The sequence below is a fragment of the Streptomyces sp. SID13726 genome (assembly GCF_010548375.1).
Classification (GTDB): Bacteria; Actinomycetota; Actinomycetes; order Streptomycetales; family Streptomycetaceae; genus Streptomyces.
The window spans coordinates 116,595-138,574 of the sequence record NZ_JAAGLY010000018.1; the positions used below are offsets into that span (position 1 = coordinate 116,595).

The following is a 21,980-nucleotide window of genomic DNA, read 5'->3' on the forward strand; positions in this document are numbered from 1 at the left end:
CCCGACAGCCCCGACGGTCTATCTCAGCTGCGCGAACCCATATCACCGCCAGCTTGTCCGATGACAGCACCGCGCTGCTCATCCGCCCTGCCCGCGTGGGCAGACTGCCGTTCGACACCATCCTGTCCGCCGAGGTACTGATCCACAGCTTCAAGGCCGGCCCGAAGATGTGCCTGATGGCCACCGGACTGCGCACCGCATACGTTCCGCGCCCGCTGGAATCAGGCCTCGCCCCCAGCGCGGGACTGGATCGGTCCCGCCGCCACCGACATCCCTGACCCGATCCGCCAACTCGCTCATAGCGGCTGGTTCGACGCCGTCAGGCCGATTTTTGAATCGCGGACGATGAAAATTCGTCGCCGCTTTTCCGATGTATGTCCTCATCGGAGTAGGCGAGGATCCCTGCCTTCGAGACCGGCACTCCGGCATTGTTGACCAGTGCGGCCACGCCACCACTGCGTGATGACCAACGCCGATTCCACGCGTCTGCTGTCGCGTCGGCACTGAAATGACAAGGCCGCCCTTCGACGCGGAGGTACCGCCGTCGGCCTCAACCACGACGGCGCCGCGCTGCTGATCGGGCTGCTGCCGGGTCGACCGCCGTATCGTGGCGGCTCAACGACTACGCCGGTGCACGCCTCCTCGACACCAGTCAGCCGTTCGAGCGCCATGGATCATGGGGTCCCGGCGTGAAGAGATCACGTCGGGACCGAAGAACAGGCTCAGGCGTTGGTGGTGCTCAGGTCCGGGTAAAGCGCCTCGACCGGGCCGCTGAGAGCCGCCTTGACCTGCGCGGTCAACTCGTCGGCCAGGACCTCGTATTCGCCGGCCTCGACAGCGTCGTAGACCCTCGCCACAAGCTGGGCCGGCAGCATCTTGGGTCCGTCAGCGTGCGCAGCCATGCGGGTGTCGACGTAGCCCATGTGCACACCCGTCACGTGGACGCCCTTGGGCGCGAGCTCGATGCGCAATGAGTTGGTGGCCGACCACAGCGCAGCCTTGGACGCGCTGTAGATACCGCCGAAGGCGTACCAGCTGGCAACGGAGTGCACGTCGACGAGGACTGACTCCGGCTTGTCAGCGAGGATCGGTGCGAAGGCGCGGGCGAGGAAGACGGGTCCGAAAAAGTTCGTCTCCATGTTCGCCCGGATGTCCGCCTCGGTAACGTCCAGCAGGCTCGCGCTCGGCGGGTTCGCGCCCGCGTTGTTGATGAGCACGGTGACATCCGCCGCGGCGGTAACGGCTGCGTCGATCGACGCGCGGTCGGTGACATCGAGAGTCAGGGGGACGATGCGTTCATCGTCCCAGGCGCGGGGGGAGCGGGCGGTGGCGTAGACCTTGGCGGCGCCGCGGGCCAGGGCGTCGTGGACGAAGTGGGTGCCGATGCCGCCGTTGGCACCGGTCACGAGGACGACTGCTCCATTGAGGGAGGGCATTGGTGTTCCTTCTTTCAAGGGCCGTAAAGCGCGTGGCTGCGCGTAGAGGGAGCCAACGGCTCCTTGCCTCGCCGTGGGAGAATGAGCGGAGCCACATTCGAGCCCACGCGTTAATGACTGAAACCATAACTGAGCGCAGTCAGATTCTACCCGAAGGACACCGTCATGCCTGTCGCCTCCCAGCCGGTCGGACGGCGCGAGCGGAACAAGCAGGACAAGCTCGACCGCATCATCGCTGCAGCCAGCGAGCTGTTCGCCGATCGCGGCATCGACGACGTCACAACCCAGGAGATCGCCGACAAGGCTGACATCGGCACCGGGACGCTTTTTCTTTACGCCAAGACCAAGGGCGAGCTTCTCCTGCTTGTGCAGAACACCAAATACGCCGAAGCGCTCGAGCAGGGTCGGGCAGACGCCGAGAGCACCCCAGGCGTGTTGGACGCGGTGCTGGCAATCGCCCGGCCGCTCGTGGAATGCAACCGCACCCAGATCGACAACGGACGCACCTACCTGCGAGAGATGGCCTTCGGCAACCCCGAAGAGCCGCGGCACGGCGAAGCACTCGCCATTGTCGCGCAGACCGAGGAGGCCATCGCCGCCGTAATACGCCGAGACGAGCGGGTCACCGAGGGCGATGCCGCGACGCTGGCACACATCGTGTCCGCCGTGATGTTCCTCAGCATGGCAGCGAGCCCAAACATCACCTTGAGCGTCCAGGAGCTCATGCACGAAATCCGAGGGCAGGTTGCCGTCCTACTGCCTCGCTGAAGCACGGCTCAGGTCGGGCTCCATCAACGAGCAGCAGGCACAGCTCAAGACGCGCGTCGCCGTAGTGAAGCCGCCAACAGCAGGGGCCACGCCGAGCCGAGCCGGTGATGTTCTCGCGCCCCCGCGGCGGCTTTCGTACGCTCGGACGCAGCGTGTCAGCCGTGGTGTTCTTCCGCGGCCGCCTTGCTGAGCACCTTCTCCCAGGCAGCCGATGGCCTGGGCAACTGCCGTCGTTCAGCAGCCCCGGCAGCAGCTCCGACCAGCCTCACCCTGAACAACAGTGGGGCGCACGCCTCCTCGACCACCATGACCGCCCGCGAAGCTGAAGACGTCACCGTGTGCGCTGCGCGACCGCATCGACTCCTTCAACTCCGCCAGCAGTACCGGCGCTCCGCCCCGACCGAACTGTGCGCACAGCCAAGGCCACTTCCTCGATCGTCATTCAGCGACCAGCCGTTTCGGAAACCAGGCCGGTGGGGCGGATTCCCAGGGCCCACAGCACCTTTGTGCACTTCTCACCGAGGCCGGCCTGGCACAGGCGGGCCTTCTGGACGCGACGGCCCTCGAGTTGGCTCGCCAGTTCCTGGGTGGGCAGTCGGCATGCGGGCGTAGCCGATTCCCACCGGTCGCTCAGTGCTGGGCGCGGGCACCGGCGTCAGCCCCCGCTTCCAGTCGCGGCCGGGACCGCGATTGTCGGCACCGGGGCTTCGAGTTCGTCACACAGCGCGGGCACGAGGACGAAACACGGGTGTGGCACTTCGCCGCGGTCTTCCCGCCCCGGGGGCGGCAGGCACCGCCCGCCGGAACCTCACAATTCGGGCGCCACATCCACCTCAGAGCACCTCAGGATCCCGTAACACGCCAGTTACGAGAGGACTTTCACGAACGGCGACGTGCCAAAAACACGACCACCTCCGCCACTCGCCCGGGCCCTACTTGCCGAACATCCGGCCGCATAGTATTATGATCATAATTTACAGGTCGTGCTGAGGACAGCTCGGCCGGCACAAGGCGTGACGGGTGCCTCGCCGGGCCCAAAAGCAGGAGGGCCCGGCGACCTCGTCCCCACGGTGCCCGCACTCGCCCCTTGGCGATCCATCGTTCATTACCTGAGGAATCACCCATGCTCAACGCCCTGTGGAACCCGGCCGTCGTCGGAGAGATATCCCTGCCGCACCGGCTGGCGATGGCGCCTCTGACGCGGAACCGGTCCACCCCGGACGGTGTGCCGACCGAGTTGAACGCCGAGTACTACGCCCAGCGCGCCTCGCACGCCCTCATCATCACCGAAGGCACCCAGCCCTCCGACGACGGCCAGGGCTACCCCGTGACCCCGGGCATCTACACGGTTGAGCACATCGACGGCTGGCGCAAGGTCACCGACGCCGTCCACAAGGCCGACGGACGCATCGTCATCCAGCTCATGCACGCCGGACGCATCGCCCACCCCGACAACACCCCCCACCACCGGCAGCCGGTAGCCCCCTCCGCCATCAAGCCGGCAGGCGAGATGTTCACCGCGACCGGTCTCAAGCCCATGCCCCTGCCCCGCGAACTGTCCACCGACGAGGTCGCCGCGACGGTCGACGACTTCCGCCGCGCCGCCGCGGCCGCCATCGCGGCCGGCGCCGACGGCGTCGAGATCCACGCGGCCAACGGGTACCTGGTGCACCAGTTCCTCGCCGACAACACCAACCAGCGCACCGACCAGTACGGCGGCTCCATCGACAACCGCATCCGCTTCGCCGTGGAGGTCGCCACCGCCGTGGCCGACGAGATCGGCGCCGGCCGCACCGGCCTCCGGATCTCCCCCGGCAACCCCTTCAACGACATAGCGGAGAGCGACACCCACGAGCTGTACCCGGCACTTGTACGCGCCCTCGCCCCTCTCAACCTCGCCTACCTGCACATCGCCCACGGCGGCGACGACGAACTCCTGCACACCCTGCGCAAGTTGTGGCCGACCACGCTGCTCCTCAACCGGGCCGGCACAGACATAGCCACCCGCGCCAAGGACATCGAGGACGGCCTGGCCGACGTCATCACTGTCGGCTCGATGGCACTCGCCAACCCCGACCTGGTCGAGCGCGTACGCGCCAGCGCCCCGTTGAACACCCCCGACCCCGCCACCTTCTACGGCGGCGGCGCCGAGGGCTACACCGACTACCCCACCCACGCTGCCTGACAATAGGCGAGGTGCCCGAGGGAGTCACCGGCCTCGGGCACCTCGATGCATATGGCTGCGGCGCACGGCGGCGGGCGGTCCCGAAGAGTTACTGGCCGCCACCGACGTGCGCCGCAGCCGTTTCACCTCGCACTGCGGCGTTCTGCGCCGCAGTGCGAGGGAGTACGGCATCGCTGCACAGAGATCACTCTGCGCAGGTCAACAGCGACGAGGGGTGAGACGCCGAGGCGTCGCGGGCCAGGTCCGACTCACCGGTCGCCGCCAAGAGCCTGCGCCTCCTCCCGGCCAGGGGGAGACAGGCTCTGAAGGTCACCTCAAGAGGGAGGCGCGGGGAAGAGCATGCAGCTACTGGTGGCATGGGCGAGCAGACGGTCGTCCGCGTCGACCAACTGCGCCTGGGCGAGGGCGGTTTGACGGCTCTTGCTGACAACTGTGCCGATGGCGCGCACTGCGCCCGTGTCCACGGTGATCCGCCGGAGGAACTTCACCGTCAGGTCGAGTGAGGTGTACCCGACGCCTTGCGGAAGGGTGGAGTGGACGGCCGCGCCCGCCGCCGAGTCGAGCAAGGTGGCGAAGATGCCGCCGTGCACACTGCCGATCGGGTTGTAATGCTCCTCACCCGGCGTCAGAGAGAAGACCACCCTGCCAGACTCCACCTCGTCCAGGGTGTAATCGAGGGTGTAGTTGATGGGCGGCCCGGGCAAGTCGCCTGTCCGAAGCGCGCGCAGGAAGTCGATGCCGGCCATGCGTCCGGCGGCTTCCGCCAGGGTCGCAGGATCGTCCCATTGATACGTGCGTGTGCGTCCCACGGTCCAGCACCTCCCGATCTGAGTTTATTTAATGAACCTAGCTTCTTGATCAGCCGACTGTCAACGGCGAAGTCGGGCCTTAACCGTGATGGGATGAAGTGGCTTGAGGCGAGCCCCGGAGGACTGCCCCGTCCAGTGCACGCTCGACGCGGCCGGGGAGAAATGGACGCCGCTGATCCTGCGTGACACCCTCAGCGGAGTCCGCCGTTTCGACGACCTTCACCGCCACACCGGCCTGTCGGAAGCCGTCCTCAGCCACCGCCCCCGGAAGCTGACCTCGGCCGGCACCCTGAAGACGGTCTCCTACCAGGAGCCCGGCAACCGTTCCCGCACCGAATGTCGCCCGACCCACACTCCCGGCCCGGAGGGCCACGTCCTGGGCGTGCGCCACACCGACTGTGACGCTCCGGTCCGCGTCGTCGTCGAATGCCCAAGAGAGCACGTCACCCTCGCCTCCGGGGAAGTCATCGCCCGGCCGGGACCTGGCGCCCGGCCCCCGGTCGTAAGCCACCTTGCGGAACGCGCAAGCCAGAGAGTGATGGGGCATCAGCTGGCCCTACCCTCAGATCACGGATCGCCTCCAGCCGTTCGCCGATGAACTCCTCGAGCAGGGCATCCACAACGCTCTCGCACTGCTGGGCGTCGAGCACGCGTGCGCCACAACCTCGAACCGGCCTCCCCACAGGCCGCCCCGTTACACCTGATCGGCACACCGCTTGACCCCATCGCGCCAACTCCTCGCGCCAGAAGCCAGACGCCTCCGCGCGACCTCGAAGGCGGTCGCTCGGCCGACGCCCGGGGCCTCTCCGAATCAGCCACGCATCCGTCACGGGCGAGGCTCCCCGAGAGGGACGACCCTACTTGCGGTCCAACGACCGGAGCGCTTAATATTACGATCGCAATCTAATACCTTTGCCCCCTCGGGGAGTCCGGGACGAACAGCATCCTGTTCATGAAGACCAGCGGCCACCAGCTGCGCGAACTCACCCCACTCGTCGAGGCCGGCAAGATCCGCCCTGTCGTCGACGCTGTCTTTCCGTTCGAGTCGGCCCGGGAAGCACTGGAGTACCTCGAAGCGGGCCGCGCAACGGCGGGCCAGGTCGTCGTCACGATGGCGTCAGGGCCCTCCCGCACACCGGAACGACCCGACACCGCCCGCGGCACGAAAAGCATCCTGAAACCCGTTACAGAAGGATCCGGACATGAGCACACCGCGGAATTCCCCCTCCCCCTCGACGGCGTCGTACAAGAACGCGACGACCCGCTCCGTGTCCCTTCGCGGCGGGGACTTCGCCTACCGGGAACTCGGTCCCAGGGAAGGCGTACCGCTCATCCTCCTGGTTCACCTGGCCGGGGTGCTGGACAACTGGGACCCGCGCGTCGTCGACGGACTCGCCGCACGGCGTCGGGTCATCACCTTCGACAACCGCGGGGTGGGCGGATCGAGCGGCGCCACACCCGACACGATCGAGGCGATGGCCCGCGACGCCGTGTTGTTCATCCGCGCTCTCGGGTTCGACCAGGTCGATCTGTTCGGCCTGTCGATGGGCGGCTTCGTCGCGCAGGTCATCGCGGCGCAAGAGCCGCGCCTCGTCCGCAAGGTCATCCTCGCCGGCACCGTCCCCGCCGGGGGCGCCGGCATCGACAAGGTCCCGGCACTCACCATCCGGGCCACACTCAAGGGCGCCCTGACCCGTCAGGACCCCAAGCTCTCTCTCTTCTTCACCGACACCGCAGGCGGCCGGCAGGCCGGACGTGACTTCCTGGAACGGCTGAAGGAGCGCACACACGATCGCGACAAGGACATCTCGCTGCCGTCGTTCCGCGCGCAGCTGAGGGCCATCAAGCGATGGGGCCGCCAGGCGCCGTCGGACCTGTCGGTCATTCGCCAACCGGTCCTGGTGGCGAACGGCGAGAACGACCGGATGGTGCCCAGCCCGAACACACTCGACCTGGCCGCCCGCCTGCCCCACAGCGAACTCATCCCCCTCTACCCGGACGCCGGGCACGGCGGTGTCTTCCAGCGTCACGACGATTTCGTGCCCCGGGCGCTTGCATTCCTCGAATCCTGAAGCCTGAGCGACTGTCACAGGAGTGGGGACTCATGGCCATCGAGTTGACGCCCGCCGACCAGCAGTACGCTGGGCCATCCGGCGCCGGACGGCGCCAGGCGGACGGGCGTCAGCGGGTCAGACCCCGCGCACGGTGGCCCGGCTCAGTCATGGCGGGGGGATGTGACCGGCCGGTGTGGCCTCCGGTCGCCATGTGGTGGTGGTTCCGGTCGCGAGGACGGTGACGGCGCCATCGGGCCACTCGATCCGTGCTGTTGTCCCGATGGGTACCGTCGTGTGCACCTCGATACCCGAAGCATGCAGGTCCCACCGGATGGCAACACGGCCGTACGGTGATTCGTGGGCGGCGCCGGCCCAGGTGATGCCGCCTCCTGGCCGTGGGCGGAAGACGATGTCGCGGTAGCCGGGTGAGGCGGCGCTCAGCCCGGCGACAGTGGTGTGCAGCCACTGGGCGACCGCGCCGAGGGCGTAGTGGTTGAAGGACGTCATCTCACCCGGATTGACGGTGCCGTCGGACAGCATGCTGTCCCAGCGTTCCCAGATGGTGGTGGCGTCGTGCTTCAACGCATACAGCCAGGAGGGGCACTCCTGTTGGAGGAGCAGGGTGTACGCGGTGTCGACGTGGTGGGTGGCGCTGAGCGCGGATGTCACGAGCGGTGTGCCGATGAAGCCGGTCTGGATGGTGTGCCCGCCTGCGCTGACCAGTTCGGCCAGGCGGTCTCCCGCGGCAATCCTGGCTGCTGGGTCGGGAAGCAGGTCGAACTGCAGGGCGACGGCGTAGGCGGTCTGGGTGTCGCTGGTCATCAGGCCGGAAGGCAGCACATAGGCGTCGATGAACGCCTGGCGTACCCGGTGCGCGAGCTCCTCGTAGCTGCGCCGGTCCTCCTCGAACCCGAGGACGCCCGCGATCCACGCCGTGTGCCGCGCGGACCAGGCGTAGTAGGCGGTGGCGATGAGATGGCGGTCGGTGCGGCCGGCACCGGGATCCTCTGGAGGTGCGGACGGGTCGAGCCAGTCGCCGAGTTGGTAGCCGTCGTTCCACAGACCTGACGGGCCAGCGAGTCGGCTGATGAGGTCGACCCAGCGGCGTGCGCTGTCGTACTGGGCGGCCAGCAGCCCAGCGTCGCCGGAGTCCTGGTAGAGGGCCCACGGGGTCAGCGTCACCACGTCGCCCCAGCCGGCACCAGGCCTGGCAGGTGTCCACTGCGGGCCGCCGGGGATAGCCGGTACGTACCAAGGCACGGTGCCATCGTCGTGCTGCTCAGCGGCGACGTCGCGCAGCCAGGACGCGAGCATGCCGTGGCAGTCGTACAGGAAGGCGGCGGTGGGCGCGAAGATCTGGATGTCGCCGGTCCAGCCGAGCCGCTCGTCACGCTGCGGGCAGTCGGTGGGGATGTCGACGAAGTTGCCGCGCAGGCTCCACACCACGTTCTCGTGCAGGCGGTTGACCTGCTCGTTGGAGCACTCGAACCAGCCGGTGCGGGCCATGTCGGTGTGGTGGACGCGGGCGACGAGATCGCGGTGCGGGTCGCCGCCGCGCCAGCCGGTGATCTCGGCGTAGCGGAACCCGTGGAGGGTGAAGCGCGGCTCCCAGGTCTCGGGGCCCGTGCCGCGCAGCACGTACCGGTCGGTGGAGACGGCGTCGCGCAGGGGGCGGACGCACAGCTCTCCGTTTTGGAGCACCTCGGCGTGGCGGATGACGACCATGTGCCCGGCCGGACCGGACACGGTGACGCGGATTCTGCCGACGAGATTCTGCCCGAAGTCCACCAGGAGCCGGTCACCGTCGAGAGCGGTCACCCGGACAGGGGTGATCTCCTGCGTGCAGCGCACCGGCGGGCCGGTGGGCGCGATCAGGGTCGCCGGATCCCGGGCGACGATGTCCACCGACGACCAGTCGCCGTCGTCGAACCCGGGACTCGACCAGCCGGGCAGTTCGCCCCGCGCATCGTAGGTCTCGCCGTCGAGGAGCCCCGAGGAGAGCAGCGGCCCCCGCCCGGCCCGCCAGGAGGTGTCCGTGCCGACGACGGTGACGGTTCCGTCGCGGTGGACGATCTCCAGTTGGGCGATGAGGGCGAGGCGGTCGCCGTAGAGGTCGGCGTGGCCGCCGCCGAAGCCCAGCCGCCCTCGGTACCAGCCGTCGGCCAGCCACGCGCCGATGGCGTTGGAACCCGCGCGCAGGTGGTCGGTGACGTCGTGGGTCTGGTAGCGCAGCCGGTGGTGGTAGCTGGTCCATCCGGGCGCGAGGGCGTGATCGCCCACCCGTTGGCCGTTGATCTCGATCTCGTACAGGCCGTGGGCGGTGACGTACAGCCGCGCGCGCTCCACGTCGTCCGAGCCGACGGCGAACTCCTTGCGCAGCAACGGCGGGCGGCGCTCAACGTCGGACCGCTCCGGCTCGTTCGATTCCCGCGGCGAGATCGCGCGGGCCGTCCAGTCCGCCGGCTCGAGCAGTCCGGTCTCCAGACATAGGGCCGGGCTCCAGTCACTGGCTGTGCCGTCGGCCCCACGGACCCGGACGCGTATCTCGGAGCGTTCCCGTGACGCCAGCGGCCGGTGGGGCCAGTCGACGAGCACGGAGTCCTCGCAGGCCACCCAGTCCGTGCGGTGCGTTCCGTCGGCCCGGGCGATCTCGATCTGGAACGCCTGCTGTGTCCAGCCGGCGGGTGCTGTGGTCTTCCAGGAGAGCCGGGGCGATGACTCGCCGATGCCGAACGGCTCCCGGTGATGTTCCGCGGTCGGCGCGGCCACCACGGGTATCAGCTCGTGGCTCATCCCTTGACCGCCCCTGCGGTCAGGCCCTTGATGATGCGCTGGTTGATCAGCAGATAGAGGACCAGGGCGCCGACGACGTTGGTGCTGATCGCGGCGAACAGCGGGCCGTAGGCCGTCTCGCCGTACTGCCCGGTGAAGTTGAGCAGCCCCACCTGGATGGTGCGCAGGTCATCATTCGTGGTGAAGGTGAGCGAGACGAGCAGGTCGTTCCAGATGAAGAAGAACTGCACCAGCGCGACCGTGAAGACGGCGTTGCGGACGACAGGGAATCCGATCCGCCAGAACGCGGTGAGCATGCTCGCCCCGTCGAGGGTGGCGGCCTCGAAGATCTCGCGCGGGACCGCCCGGAAGTAGGTGGCCATCATGAAGACGGTGAGCGGGAGGCCCACCGCGGTGTAGGTGACGATCAGCGGCCACATGGTCCCGGACAGCCCGCTCTGGAAGTACACGCGGAACAGGGGCAGCAGGATCATCTGGCTGGGCACCATGATGCCCAGCAGGAAGACCAGGAGGACCTGGTGGCGTCCGCGCCAGATCATGACCTCCAGGGCGAAGCCCGCGGCGGTGCCGAGCACGATGATGAGGGCGAGCGAGGGCGCGGTGGCCAGGAGGCTGTTGCGGATGTAGAGGGCGACGTGCCCGGTCGTCCACGCGTCGGCGTAGTTGTGGAAGTCCCACTTCCCCGGAAGCGACCAGGCGGGGTCGTTGACGAACTCGGACTGGGTCTTGAAGGAGCTGAGCAGCAGCCACAGCAGCGGCGCCACCTCGACGACCACCAGCAGTGCGATGAGCAGGTTCCGCGTCAGGCGCCGGGCATGTTCCCGTCCTCGGGCGGGGCCCGACCGGAGTGAGGCCGGCAGTACCCGCGGCGGCGGTGCCGTCATGGAGTCGGTCATGGGAGTTCAGCCCTTGGTCAGGTCGCGTCGCGAGAAGCGGAAGATGATGAGCGTGACGCCGAGGCAGACGACGGTGAGCAGCGAGGCGATGGTGCTGCCGTAGCCGTAGTCGCCGTAGGAGAACGCGGTGCGGAACATGTAGAGGGTCAGGGGCGTCGTGTCGCTGCCCGGCCCGCCGTTCGTCAGGGCGAGGACCGAGTCGAACACCTTCAAGGTGCCGTTGATGCTGAACACCACCGACGACAGCAGCACCGGCGCGGACAGCGGCAGGACGATGTGCCGGATCAGCCGCCATCCCGTCGCGCCGTCCAACCGCGCCGATTCCAGCGTCTCGTCGGGGATGTCCAGGAGCCCTGCGAAGATGAGGACGCCGTAGAAGCCCATGGAGCGCCACACGTCCATGACGACCAGGACGATGAAGGAGCCGCCCGCGCCGGCGAACCAGTCGCCGTGGTGGATGCCGAGCCCCTCCAGGGCCACGTTGGCCAGGCCGTTCTGCGGCGCGACGGCGAAGAGCTTCTGGAACATCAGGGCCACGGCGACCGTCGGCAGGATCACCGGGAAGAACACCAGGGTGCGGACCACTGCGGACGACTTGCGCAGGACGAACACGTAGAGCAGGGCGAGCAGGTAGCCGCACAGGACCTGCCCGGCGCTGACGGCGATCGCGTACTTGAAGGTGAACCACAGCGCCGAGTGGGCCTGCGGGTCGTTCCAGAGCTTGGTGAAGTTGCCGAACCCTCCGAAGGTGAAGCCCTCGATGACGTTGCCCTTGAAGAAGGTGTATCCGAGGGACCAGCCCATCGGTACCAGCATCACCAGGGTGTAGACCAGCAGCGCCGGGCCGAGCAGGACGGCGATGGCGCGGCGGTCTCCCAGAACTGAACGCATGACGGCTCTCTCACGAAGGGTTCGGTGCGGACGGCGGTGGTGCGGCAGGGTCAGCCGTTGTCGAGGTCGGTCTGGACCTTCTGCATGAAGTCCTTGACGGAGAGGGACCCGGTGACGAGCGGCGCCGCGTTCGTCTGGCTGGTCTCCGTGGCCTTGGTGTTGAACAGCGCCTCGAACCACAGGGTGCTGGTCGTGGTCTTCGAGATGGTGTCCTGGACGGTCTGGGTGAGTGGCGGGAGGGTGCCGGTGTCACCGTTCGGCTTGAACCCGGAGACCGTGCCCTGGTCCTTGAGTGAAGCGGCACCGTAGTTCTTGGTGATGCAGGAGAGCCAGTCGCCGACCTCGGCGTTGTAGGACTTGGCGGAGACGGCGACCGGGAGGCCGACGTTGGCCGGGATCTGGTCCGCGCTGCCCTTGCCGCCCGCGACGGTGGGGAACGGCATGAAGCCGACGTTGTCCGCGCCGATCTTGTTCTTGGCCTTGTCGTTGAAGTCGCCGAGCGCCCAGCTGCCCATGTAGAACATCGCGGCCTTGCCGGTGAGGAACTGCTGGGTCGCGGTGTCGTAGTCGATCGAGCCGACGCCCTTGCCGAAGTAGCCGGCCTTGCCCAGGTCGGCGATGGCCTGCGCGGCCTTCACATAGGCGGGGTCGGTCAGCTTGGCTTTGCCGTCCGCCACGGCCTGCAGGGCGTCCGGGCCGAGATCCCTGTAGAGGTAGCCGCTGACCAGGCGGGTGAGGGGCCAGCCGTCCTTGCCGTCTGCGGAGAACGCGGTGACATCGGCCTTCTTGAACTTCGCTGCTGCCGCGACCAGTTGGTCGTAGGTCGTCGGAACAGCGATCTTGTGGTCGGCGAAGAGCTTCTTGTTGTACCAGATGCCCTCGATGTTGAACTGATAGGGCATGACATTGAACTTGCCGTACAGGTTCTCAACCGTTTTGACGGCCGCCGGCTGGAGGTCGTCCCACACCCCGAGGTCCTTGAGCGTCTTCTCCAGGTCGAGGACCTGGCCCGCCTTGTCGAGGGTCTTGGTGAGCTGCGGGGTGCCGCCCGCCGCGAACTGCACCGGCAGCGCGTTCTGGCCGGCGAGGAGCTGCACCTTCTGGTCGACGTTGCCGATCGGCAGCGTCTGGATCTTCAGCGGCAGAGCCTTGTCCTGCGCCGCGCACGAGCCCTTGCCCAGGGCGGTGAGCTCCTGCTGCACGATGTGGTTGTCGTCGTTGATGGTGAGCGAGAACGTCTTCACGTCGCTGCCCGAGCCAGTGCCGCCGCCGCAGGCGCTCAGCAGCAGGCTCGAGGTGGCGGCGGTCGCCACAAGGGCGATACGGCGGGTTCTGAGGGTCTTGTGCACGGGTGCTCCTCGGCGCGCAGTGCGTTGAAACGCTTCAATGGAGAGATGCCGGGAACGTACGATGCGTTCTGGGATGTGTCAAGGATCTGTCGCGGATGTTTCCGAACCGCGCCCGAGCGCTGCCGGGACGTCAACCGGCGGGCCTGACCCCAGCCCGCTTGGACAAATGCCTGATCAGCGCGGCACACCGGCCCGGACGCTCGGCTCGGCAGGCCTGCGCTGACGGGCATCTGCGCATCGGCACGGCGATCAACCGAAGCGGATGATCGGCCCGAAACGGGTGCCGCGGACGACGATAACTCCGCCTGTACCGACTTTCAGCTGGGTGCGCTCGCGCGAATGATCAGCTCGGGTTCCAGCACGACGGTGGCATGCCGGTGTTGCGCGCCCGACGCCACCTCGTCCATCAGCAGCCGGATCGCTTCCTGCCCCATCGTCCGGCCTGGCATGTCCACCGCGGTCAGCGGCACCGCCGCGGTGCCCGCCCCGCGGTTGTTCTCACAGCCGACGACCGCGACCTGGTCGGGCACCCTGATTCCCGCCACGGTATGGAGCTCGTGGATGATGGCATTGGCCAGCTCATCGGTGACGACGATGAGGCCGTCCGGCAGCTCGCCGGGGGCTCTTCGTGCGAGATCCTGCCCGACCACATGCCCATGGGACGTGGTCAGGCCGACGCTGTCGATCTCCTCCAGGGTCACGCCGGGACCCGCCTCCTCGACCGCCGCGCGCACCCCCCTGCGCCGGTCGCGTACGGGCTGGAAGTCGTCGTGCGCGACCACGTAGGCGAGCCTGGTGCGTCCCGTGTCGATGAGATGGCGGGCGGCCAGATATCCGACGTGTTCGTTGTTGACCAGCACCGAGCAGCAGGTGCCCGGCTTCGGGGCGTAGTTGAGGAGCACGACCTGGCGGCCGTGTGAACGGATGCGGGCTATGCCGTCCGAGGAGTCCTGCATCGGAGCCAGCAGCACGCCGGTCACCCGGGACTCGTCGAAGAGGTCCAGGTAGTCGTCCTGCAGTGTCATGTCGCAGGCCGTGTTCGCGAGCAGCAGGTTCTGCCCGATGGCGCGGGCGGCGTCCTGGGCGCCGTGCGCCATGTCGATGAACAGGGAGTTCTCGATGTCGGCGAGCACCATGCCGACGCTGTTGGTCGAGCCCGACACCAGCGACCGGGCCGCGTCGTTGCGCACGAATCCCAGACGGCTGATGGCTTCACGGACGCGCTCGGCCGTCGCGGGGCTCACCTTCGCCGGATGGTTCAGGACGTTGGAGACAGTGCCGACCGAGACCCCCGCGGCGTCGGCGACGTCCTGCATGCTCGGGCCGGCATGCCCCGGTACTACTCGCGGGCGGGCGGTTGCCACAGCGCTCCTCGACCTCCGTGTCGTTCGGCCCGGGACCGCACGGCACTCACAGTGACCAGGCTGTCGCGGACGAGCGCAGGATACATCAGCGCGTTGAAGCGCTCCAAGAAGCGCGCCCGACTTTGCTCTACCCGACGATAAGGACTGTCCATTCTAGCTGGTCAGAGCGCTGCTTCGCCATGGCTTCCCACGGGCCCGCCGGACGGGGTCCGCCGAGTGGCACGACCGAGCGGCGGAGGCGACGACTGTGGGAAGCGTGGGCTGATCTGGGAAATCGCCACAGTTGCTCTTGACGCCCCGCCGGGGGCGTGCGAGCCTCCCACCGCCACCTTATTGAAACGCATCAATCAGGTGGGTCTCCGCTTGCATGCGACACGCCTTGCAGACGCCGCGCCACCCCACGGCCGGCCTGAACAGCGCTCCTGTCCCGCGCCGACCCACACGCCGGCTCCTGCTCTCATGCTGTCCTCAGACCGCCTCTCAACGCCGAGGGAGTTCCGAAAGCATGCACAGAAGACGAAACACGCAGGCGAAGGCCGCTGTCATCGGAGCCGCGTCGACCAGCGACGGATCGCTACCGGACCAGGAATCCATCTCGACCGCATCCGCACAGCGGCGGACGATCACGAAGATCAACTAGTTCGCGCCCTCCCAGGCGGACAGCCGGCCACGGCCTCCCGCGACAGAACTGCCTGCCGAGATCTCCGCCGCTCATGAACCAGCAGTCAACCGCCCTCCGGGTGCGAGGCGCGCACGGAGGGCGAGAGCGGGGCCGATCGGGCCGCACTGGGCGGAGCACCACCGCGAGCCGGCGGCTGCCACACAGCCATCCCCGCACATCAGCGATACGAAGGAGTCTCGCCATGACCAGCCATCGCACCGGAGGTCCCTACCCCGGAATCCGCAGACGGCGCGTCTACCCCGCCCTTGCCGCGCTCGTGGCCGCCCTCATGACCGTCGTCATCGGTCTGGTCACCGCCGGGCCGGCACAGGCCCTCAGCGGTGATGTCCGTATGCACGACCCATCCGTCATCAAGGTGGGCAACTGCTACTACGGGTTCTCCACCGGATTCGAGCACGACTCGCTCAACCCGAGCGGTTCCATCACCGAACGCAAGACGTGCGACAGCAGCGCGGCGACCGGCTGGGCAAAGATCGGCAACGTCTGGGAGTCGACGCCGTCCTGGGTCACGGCCAAGCTCGGTTCGACCCCGCCGAACGTCTGGGCCCCTGACATCAAGTACTTCAACGGCACGTACCACCTGTACTACGCCGGTTCGGTCTGGGGCACTTCGTATGCGGTGATGGGCTTGGCCACCGCCACGAACATCGAGGGCCCGTGGACCGACCAGGGCATGGTCACGGATGTCAACTACCCGATCGACCCCAACGTCGACTGGGGGCCCGACGGCCGGCTGTACATCTCCTGGGGTTCCTGGACCGGCTCCGGCACCTACATGCACGTCCTGGACCAGTCCACAGGCAAGCTGTCCACGACCGACAACAACCTCTGGCACATCGCCGTCGGCATCGAGAACCCGACGATCATCCTCAACGGCGGTTATTACTACCTGTTCGGATCGAAGGGCACCTGCTGCAGCGGGGTCAACAGCACCTACTACACCGTGGTCGGGCGATCCACCAGCATCACCGGACCCTACCTCGACCAGAACGGCGTGAACATGGCCTCCAGCGGAGGGACCACGGTACTCACCGGCGCCTACCCGAAGGTGGCGGCCGGGGGCGCGGACGCCTACGACGACGGTTCGTCGAAGTTCCTCGCTTACCACTACTACGACGGCAACAACTCCGGGCAGGAGACCCTCGACATCCGTCAGGTCACCTTCGCGGGCGGGTGGCCCGCCATAGCGGCACCCCTCGGAGCCGCGAACAACCATCTCCTGAACAGAAACAGCGCCAAGTGCGCGGATGTCTGGTTCGCGAGCACCGCCGACGGCGCGGCCGTGAATTCAGGAAACTGCAACTCCGGAACCAACCAGCAGTGGGTACCGACTCCCGTCGGATCGAACTACCAACTGGTCAGCGTCAACAGCGGCAAGTGCCTGGAAATCGCCGGTGCCTCCACCGCCGACGGCGCGGTGGCCGATCAGTCGACCTGCAACGGCGGCGCACATCAGCTCTGGACGAAGACCGCGGTGATCGGGGGCTACGTCACGTTCACCAACGTCAACAGCGGCCGGTGCCTTGAGGTCGCCGGGGCGTCGACCGCCAACGGGGCAGCCCTGGACCAGTCGAGCTGCAACACCGGCACGAACCAGCAATGGCTCGTTGTCTGACGATCCGTCACCACCGAGTTCCCCGGCCCGTCCGGGCCGGGGGCCCACCTCGCAAGGCTCCAGAGCGGCTACGGCAGATATCACCGCCCCAGGATGTCGCCCGCTTCACAGCCCGACTCGGACAAAGACCTGAACACGAACTTCGCCTGCCCCGCCGACGCGCCTCGCCGTCGGCGTGAGGCAGGCGCTCCTCGACGGCGAAGACGACCGCACGGCCGCCGAGTACGTCGACCTCGCCTCGCTGGGCCCGCCCTACCGACATTCTCACCGGCGGCCCCAGACGCCGTACACGCGCTTGAGGCGCCGGGGTCGCCGCCGGGGCTGGACACCAGTTCAGCGACATTGAGGAGCGGGAGACTGCGGATCAGGCTGGTCACAGTCACCAAGTGACAATTAATAGTCGCATCAAGACAAGTTTCGGGCCCTCGTCCGGTGCCAGCATCTTCGTCGGCGTCACCTCGCCAGCGTGACGATCTCCGTCTTCGAGGAAGCAGACAGAGCGATGCAAAACCACGTTCGTGCAGGACAGCCCCTCGTCCCGAGCGGTCACTGCGACGCCGGCGCGAGGAACATCTCATGTCGATCAAGACAGTCGTCATGATCGACAGCGGCCTCGAGGCGCCCTGACCTCGACCTCGTCGTAGCAGGAGACGTTATCTGCGACGATCCGCCAGCTCTTTCGTGAGGCGCAGGATGACGGCATCGAGGCCTGGCTTGGTGCCATCGACACCATCGCGCGACGGAGGTCTCGCCGCATCGTCGCTGGCCATAGGAAAAGAACCCCGACGGCGCCCGCACGATCACTGGGGCCTGCGAGCAGCTGTCCTCGGCCGCCGAGGTTCCCGCCGAAGAATTCACCGCTCTGGATTTCCTCCGACGCCATGCTGGAGCGATTTCCCCCTCGCGTCTCGAATGGCGCGCTGCGGGTCGGCGCCACGGCCCGGTACGCCTGACCACACACCTTGAGGAGAACCCCCGGCATGACCACCGTTGCTGCGTACGCCGCACCCGCCGCCAAGGCTCGCCTGGAGCGCACCACCATCGAGCGCCGCGAGGTCGGTGAGTTCGACGTCCTGATCGACATCAAGTTCGTCGGCATCTGCCACACGGACATCCACCAGGCCCGCGAGGGCTGGGGTGAGGCGAGTTTCCCGATGGTGCCGGGCCACGAGATCGCGGGCGTCGTCTCCGAGGTGGGCTCCGGAGTCACCAAATTCGCCGTCGGCGACCGGGTGGGTGTCGGCTGCCTGGTCGACTCCTGCCGCGAGTGCGAGAACTGCAAGGTGGGCCTGGAGCAGCATTGTGCCCAGGGCATGGTCGGCACGTACAACGCCGTCGGCAAGGACGGCGAGCCCACCTATGGCGGCTACTCCGAAAAGATCGTCGTGGACGAGAACTACACCCTCCGTATCCCCGACGGCCTCTCCCTCGACGTGGCAGCGCCGCTGCTCTGCGCCGGCGTCACCGTGTACTCCCCTCTCAAGCACTGGAACGCGGGCCCCGGCAAGCGGGTCGCGATCGTGGGCATGGGCGGCCTCGGCCACATGGGTGTCAAGATCGCGCACTCGCTCGGCGCCGAGGTGAGCGTCCTGTCGCAGTCCCTGAGCAAGCAGGAGGACGGCCTGAAGCTGGGCGCCGACCACTACTACGCCACCAGCGACCCGAAGACCTTCGAGGAGCTGAGCGGCACCTTCGATCTGATCCTGTCGACCGTGTCCGCTCCCCTGGACCTGGATGCCTACCTGTCGCTGCTGAAGACCGGCGGCGCCTTTGTGAACGTGGGCGTGCCCGAGGAGCCCGTCGGGCTCAACCTCTTCTCGGTGGTCGGCGGCCGCAAGGCCCTCGCGGGCTCTTTCATCGGCGGTATCCAGGAGACCCAGGAGATGCTGGACTTCTGTGCCGAGCACGGCTTCGGCGCCGAGATCGAGCTGATCAACGCGTCCGAGATCAACGACGCGTACGAGAGAGTCCTGGCGAGCGACGTCCGCTACCGCTTCGTGATCGACGCCACCACCATCTGATGCGCTGCGCCCCTTTCATCGTCCGTTCGCGCTGAGGGGTGGGCTGGTGGGAGTTCTCCGCCCGGGTGTTCGGTCCTTCGACTGCCGGTCCTCCACCAAGCGCACCAGAGCCCGGTGCGCTCCGTAGCTGCGGAGCCGGTCGCCGACCAGCGCGTGTGAGGGGCCTGGCACTGCTTCTTCATCAGCCTGGCGAGGAACCCTTTCACGGACGTCTCGCGCCGTGAGCCGAGGTCTACGTGTGCCCGCCCCCTGCCCGCGGCAACAGTGACAGGTTGCCGGCAGGGTGATCCTCAATCCAGGACAGGCCTCCGATGTCCAGGCGGTGGCGGGTGCGGGTGACGGCGACGTAGGCGAGGCGGGCTTCTCCGTCGTCGATCGGGCCGGGTACGGGGCGGCCGGTCTCGTCCAACTGGTCGCTGTCCTTGGGCGGGGTGAAGTCGTCGGCGATTTTCACCCGCGCCCATTCGCGGCCCTTGGCCTTGTGGGCGGTCGAGACGGTGACTTCGGCCTGTGGTTCGGGGACGAGTTGGGCAACGGCGGACAGGATGGCGTCCGTGCCGTGGGTCTCGACGAGGTCGACCAGCGGCTGCAGATCACGTCCGGCCGGGTCGTGGGCGGCGTAGTCCTGCAGGTCCCCCCAGGAGGGGAACAGAACCAGCTCGGGGTGGGCGGTGCGGCGGCCCTCTTTGAGGTCGTGGGCGGCCAGGGCCAGCGCGCGCAAGCTGTCTCCTCCCCCGACCAGGGCGACCCGGTAGCCGGTGTCCAGCAGTTCCATGACCTGAGCCATGGCGCCGACGTTGGTGCGGCACAGCACGGCATCGGGCCGGGCGAGGGAACCGAGTTCGGTGGGCACGGCGGTGGTACCGGTGAGGCGGATGGGGGCGTCGGCGATGGCCAGCCAGCGGTTGGCTTCTTCGGCGAGGCGGGGGCCGAAGCGGAAGGACTGGGACAGGGCGAGCTGGGTGCCGTCGAAGCCGGTCATGACGTCCTTGGCGCCGCGCCACTGGTAGATGGCCTGGGCGGAGTCGCCGACCATCACCAGCTGGGCGTGGCCGCGCTGGTCGAGGAAGATCTGCTCGACGACGGGGTTGGTGTCCTGGGCCTCGTCCAGGAGCAGGAAGTCAGTGTCGATTTTCGGACTCGTGAGGGCCCAGATTTTCAGGTAGTGGTCGTGGTCGAAGCGCACACAACCGTCGTCGGGGTGCTGGAGGTCGGCCCAGGCCTTGTGGGCGAAGGGCACGATGTGGGCGGCGAGTTGGGTGTGCAGGGCGCGGTCTTCCAGGCCCCGCAGGTGCGGGACGTGGTGGTCGGCGATGGCGGAGTCGGCGGTGTGGCAGAAGCGGGCCACGGTGCGCAAGGTGGCGTTGGAGAGGGTCTTTGGGGAGAGGTCGCGTTCGCCGATGCGGACCGCCTTCGTGATGCCGAGGGCTTGCCCGGTCTGCCAGGCCGGGCGGCGGGGAGCGTTCAGGCGGCGGGTGTAGCGGTGGCCGACGGCGGCGTAGGCCAGGGCGTGGGCGGTCTTGCACAGGACGTTGCGGGGGAAGCGGGCGGCGGCGTCCTGGGCGATGGCCCGGTTGTAGGCGAGGTAACGGCCGCGGCGGGGGGTGGTGTGGGCGAGCAGGGTCAAGGTGGTGGTCTTGCCGGTTCCTGCCCCTGCTTGCAGCGCCAGGTGCTCGCCTGCGGCGAAGGCGTCGGCTGCGGCGGTCTGTTCGTCGGTCGGCTTCATGTGTGACTTTCGGGGCGTCGGGTGAGCGCATGTCCGACGGCGGACAGCAGGTGGGCGGGGGTGGTGTGGGCAAGGAGCTGGCGCAGGGCGTGATCGAGGCGGTCGGCCTCCTGGTCGGCGCGTTCGGCAAGGGCCCGGTGGAGGGCCAGCTCCACGAAGCGTTCGGGGCTCTGCCCGGCGCACCGGGCGGCGGTCTTGAGGGTGGTGCACACGGCGGGCGGGAAGGCGACGTTGAGCAGGATCTGCCCGTTCGCGTCCGGATAGTGAGTGGTGATCACGTCGATGGGCAGCCGGGTCTCGAGCTGCCGGCGCAGCTGGTGTGCGGCCCGTTCGGGGGTCTTGGCGCGCGCCACGGCCAGGAGGTGGGTGGCGTCGTGGTTGGCCGCGAGCGGCATGGTGCGGGTGGCCTGGCGGAGCTCGGCCGGGGTGAGGGGCCGGGTCAGGGCGATGTCCAGGGCGTGGTGCGGCATCGTCATGCCTTCCTGCGGTGGCATGGCGCGGGATGCGGCAGGCGGGTGTGGATGTGTTCTGCGTGCAGGAGGGGGTCGAAGACCTGCCAGCCGTCCTGGGCGAGACCGGCGGCACTCCACGTGGCGGCGTGGGAGGGGCAGCGCTGGGTGCGCCAGCGCAGCTGCTCGGTGCAGGGCAGACGGTTGAGGTCGTAGACGGCCAACCACCCGGCGGGCAGAGCGAGTTGGTCACTCTGCGGGTACGTGGGCAGCAGCGTCCACCGGCCTTGAGGGGCGTGGGGGGCGAGCACGGGCTGCGGGCAGCGGCGGCGCTGACGGGTCTGGGCCACGCACTGGATGTCCTCGATGGCGGTCTCGGCCAGGTAGCGGCCCAGCAGCAGTTGCACGACAGGCCGGGCGGGACGGCCCGTCGCGCCGGGGGCCGGCTCGCAGACGGCCGGGGCGGGGGTGAAGACGCCGTTGTCGATCAGGCGGCGGGTATGGACGGCGAGTTGGCGGCGTACGGCTTCAATATGCGGGCTGGTCGGAGCAGTTGGGGTGTGGCGGGGGCAGAGCACACTGTGCGGGACGCGGCACCAGGCGCTGCCGTCGCCGTGCGGGTGGGCAATGCCGCTGCTCAGGTGCCAGCGGCAGGAGGCGGGGACGTCGGCGGCGGTCAGTTCGGTCGGGTGCAGTTCGATGGGGCGCTGGTCGGCGCGCTGGTGCCAGTTGATGCGGTTGCCGCACCAGCGGCAGCGGCCACTGTGGCCGGTGCGCAGCAGGCGGCTGGGGCTGGTGGCGGCCATCCGCAGGGGACGGCAGAGGGGGGCGGTGCGGGGGCTGCCGTGCCGGTGGCGGGCGGCGGGGGTGGGGTGGGGGCGCATGACGGTGAACGTGCCAGGCGGCGCGCCGCCTGGCCGGTGTGGCAACGCCCGTTGTCCT

The 21,980-nt window shown here is 68.2% G+C and carries 17 protein-coding genes and 2 pseudogenes; 8 read left to right on the forward strand and 11 right to left on the reverse strand.

Annotated elements, in window-relative coordinates; genetic code table 11:
* Positions 1-53: 53 nt before the first annotated feature.
* A complete protein-coding gene (locus G3I78_RS34945) occupies positions 54-278 on the forward strand; it encodes a hypothetical protein (protein WP_164432181.1) in 225 nt (74 codons plus the stop codon).
* 41 nt (positions 279-319) lie between these two features.
* Here the strand turns inward: G3I78_RS34945 and G3I78_RS52980 are convergent, their stop codons facing one another.
* Positions 320-448, reverse strand: coding sequence for a hypothetical protein (locus G3I78_RS52980; protein ID WP_275424879.1), 129 nt, complete (start codon positions 446-448; stop codon positions 320-322).
* Between the two features lie 274 nt (positions 449-722).
* Entirely contained in the window at positions 723-1,436 is a 714-nt protein-coding gene (locus G3I78_RS34950) for an SDR family oxidoreductase (protein WP_164432183.1), read from the reverse strand.
* A gap of 165 nt (positions 1,437-1,601) precedes the next feature.
* Between G3I78_RS34950 and G3I78_RS34955 the strand changes: the two genes are divergently transcribed.
* Positions 1,602-2,204 carry a TetR/AcrR family transcriptional regulator gene (locus G3I78_RS34955; RefSeq protein WP_164432184.1) on the forward strand — a complete coding sequence of 201 codons (603 nt, stop codon included), beginning with the start codon at positions 1,602-1,604 and terminating at the stop codon, positions 2,202-2,204.
* A 1,123-nt stretch (positions 2,205-3,327) separates the two neighbouring features.
* Positions 3,328-4,389, forward strand: a complete 1,062-nt coding sequence (locus tag G3I78_RS34960; RefSeq protein WP_164432185.1) for an alkene reductase — start codon at positions 3,328-3,330, stop codon at positions 4,387-4,389.
* A gap of 314 nt (positions 4,390-4,703) precedes the next feature.
* On the opposite strand, the gene G3I78_RS34965 is transcribed toward G3I78_RS34960, so the two are convergent.
* Positions 4,704-5,198 (reverse strand): PaaI family thioesterase, encoded by a 495-nt coding sequence (locus G3I78_RS34965; protein ID WP_164432186.1) that lies wholly within the window; start codon positions 5,196-5,198, stop codon positions 4,704-4,706.
* Positions 5,199-5,291: 93 nt separating this feature from the next.
* On the opposite strand from G3I78_RS34965, the pseudogene G3I78_RS34970 reads away from it, so the two are divergent.
* The 3 genes and pseudogenes from G3I78_RS34970 to G3I78_RS34980 all read left to right on the forward strand — a co-directional run.
* Positions 5,292-5,694: pseudogene (locus G3I78_RS34970) on the forward strand (helix-turn-helix domain-containing protein); the annotation flags it as partial.
* 456 nt (positions 5,695-6,150) lie between these two features.
* Positions 6,151-6,294, forward strand: a pseudogene (locus tag G3I78_RS34975) (zinc-binding dehydrogenase); the annotation flags it as partial.
* A 106-nt stretch (positions 6,295-6,400) separates the two neighbouring features.
* Positions 6,401-7,270 (forward strand): alpha/beta hydrolase, encoded by an 870-nt coding sequence (locus G3I78_RS34980; protein ID WP_164432187.1) that lies wholly within the window; start codon positions 6,401-6,403, stop codon positions 7,268-7,270.
* Between the two features lie 147 nt (positions 7,271-7,417).
* Here G3I78_RS34980 and G3I78_RS34985 read toward each other — a convergent pair whose 3' ends face one another.
* The 5 genes from G3I78_RS34985 to G3I78_RS35005 form a co-directional block, all read right to left on the reverse strand.
* Positions 7,418-10,045 (reverse strand): alpha-L-rhamnosidase, encoded by a 2,628-nt coding sequence (locus tag G3I78_RS34985; RefSeq protein WP_164432188.1) that lies wholly within the window; start codon positions 10,043-10,045, stop codon positions 7,418-7,420.
* On the reverse strand, positions 10,042-10,941 hold the full coding sequence (locus G3I78_RS34990; protein ID WP_164432189.1) for a carbohydrate ABC transporter permease: 900 nt from the start codon (positions 10,939-10,941) through the stop codon (positions 10,042-10,044). The genes G3I78_RS34985 and G3I78_RS34990 overlap by 4 nt, the downstream gene beginning before the upstream one ends.
* 6 nt (positions 10,942-10,947) lie before the next feature.
* The gene (locus G3I78_RS34995) at positions 10,948-11,832 is read right to left on the reverse strand and encodes a sugar ABC transporter permease (protein WP_164432191.1); all 885 of its coding nucleotides are present in this window, start codon (positions 11,830-11,832) and stop codon (positions 10,948-10,950) included.
* Between the two features lie 50 nt (positions 11,833-11,882).
* Positions 11,883-13,181 carry an extracellular solute-binding protein gene (locus G3I78_RS35000; RefSeq protein WP_164432199.1) on the reverse strand — a complete coding sequence of 433 codons (1,299 nt, stop codon included), beginning with the start codon at positions 13,179-13,181 and terminating at the stop codon, positions 11,883-11,885.
* A gap of 317 nt (positions 13,182-13,498) precedes the next feature.
* Positions 13,499-14,497 (reverse strand): LacI family DNA-binding transcriptional regulator, encoded by a 999-nt coding sequence (locus G3I78_RS35005; protein WP_164432301.1) that lies wholly within the window; start codon positions 14,495-14,497, stop codon positions 13,499-13,501.
* 911 nt (positions 14,498-15,408) lie between these two features.
* Between G3I78_RS35005 and G3I78_RS35010 the strand changes: the two genes are divergently transcribed.
* Positions 15,409-16,842, forward strand: coding sequence for a family 43 glycosylhydrolase (locus tag G3I78_RS35010; RefSeq protein ID WP_164432201.1), 1,434 nt, complete (start codon positions 15,409-15,411; stop codon positions 16,840-16,842).
* Between the two features lie 980 nt (positions 16,843-17,822).
* Positions 17,823-18,863: an NAD(P)-dependent alcohol dehydrogenase gene (locus tag G3I78_RS35015; protein ID WP_164432203.1), complete on the forward strand. Its 1,041-nt coding sequence runs from the start codon at positions 17,823-17,825 to the stop codon at positions 18,861-18,863.
* A 232-nt stretch (positions 18,864-19,095) separates the two neighbouring features.
* Here the strand turns inward: G3I78_RS35015 and G3I78_RS35020 are convergent, their stop codons facing one another.
* The 3 genes from G3I78_RS35020 to G3I78_RS35030 are packed head-to-tail and all read right to left on the reverse strand — an operon-like array spanning position 19,096 to position 21,922.
* Complete coding sequence (locus tag G3I78_RS35020) at positions 19,096-20,589, reverse strand: UvrD-helicase domain-containing protein (protein WP_164432205.1); 1,494 nt, start codon at positions 20,587-20,589, stop codon at positions 19,096-19,098.
* The gene (locus tag G3I78_RS35025) at positions 20,586-21,065 is read right to left on the reverse strand and encodes a hypothetical protein (RefSeq protein WP_164432207.1); all 480 of its coding nucleotides are present in this window, start codon (positions 21,063-21,065) and stop codon (positions 20,586-20,588) included. The genes G3I78_RS35020 and G3I78_RS35025 overlap by 4 nt, the downstream gene beginning before the upstream one ends.
* Positions 21,062-21,922, reverse strand: coding sequence for a DUF6083 domain-containing protein (locus G3I78_RS35030; protein WP_164432209.1), 861 nt, complete (start codon positions 21,920-21,922; stop codon positions 21,062-21,064). Before G3I78_RS35030 ends, G3I78_RS35025 begins: the two co-directional genes overlap by 4 nt.
* Positions 21,923-21,980 lie beyond the last annotated feature (58 nt).

Excerpts from the sequence above, each read along its gene's own strand:
- G3I78_RS35005 (WP_164432301.1), bottom strand. The coding sequence starts at position 14,497 with ATGCAGGACGTCGCCGACGCCGCGGGGGTCTCGGTCGGCACTGTCTCC.
- G3I78_RS34955 (WP_164432184.1), top strand. The coding sequence starts at position 1,602 with ATGCCTGTCGCCTCCCAGCCGGTCGGACGGCGCGAGCGGAACAAGCAG.
- G3I78_RS34980 (WP_164432187.1), top strand. The coding sequence starts at position 6,401 with ATGAGCACACCGCGGAATTCCCCCTCCCCCTCGACGGCGTCGTACAAG.
- G3I78_RS34960 (WP_164432185.1), top strand. The coding sequence starts at position 3,328 with ATGCTCAACGCCCTGTGGAACCCGGCCGTCGTCGGAGAGATATCCCTG.
- G3I78_RS34950 (WP_164432183.1), bottom strand. The coding sequence starts at position 1,436 with ATGCCCTCCCTCAATGGAGCAGTCGTCCTCGTGACCGGTGCCAACGGC.
- G3I78_RS35015 (WP_164432203.1), top strand. The coding sequence starts at position 17,823 with ATGACCACCGTTGCTGCGTACGCCGCACCCGCCGCCAAGGCTCGCCTG.
- G3I78_RS35030 (WP_164432209.1), bottom strand. The coding sequence starts at position 21,922 with ATGCGCCCCCACCCCACCCCCGCCGCCCGCCACCGGCACGGCAGCCCC.
- G3I78_RS34995 (WP_164432191.1), bottom strand. The coding sequence starts at position 11,832 with ATGCGTTCAGTTCTGGGAGACCGCCGCGCCATCGCCGTCCTGCTCGGC.
- G3I78_RS35010 (WP_164432201.1), top strand. The coding sequence starts at position 15,409 with ATGACCAGCCATCGCACCGGAGGTCCCTACCCCGGAATCCGCAGACGG.
- G3I78_RS34985 (WP_164432188.1), bottom strand. The coding sequence starts at position 10,045 with ATGAGCCACGAGCTGATACCCGTGGTGGCCGCGCCGACCGCGGAACAT.
- G3I78_RS34990 (WP_164432189.1), bottom strand. The coding sequence starts at position 10,941 with ATGACCGACTCCATGACGGCACCGCCGCCGCGGGTACTGCCGGCCTCA.
- G3I78_RS35025 (WP_164432207.1), bottom strand. The coding sequence starts at position 21,065 with ATGACGATGCCGCACCACGCCCTGGACATCGCCCTGACCCGGCCCCTC.
- G3I78_RS35020 (WP_164432205.1), bottom strand. The coding sequence starts at position 20,589 with ATGAAGCCGACCGACGAACAGACCGCCGCAGCCGACGCCTTCGCCGCA.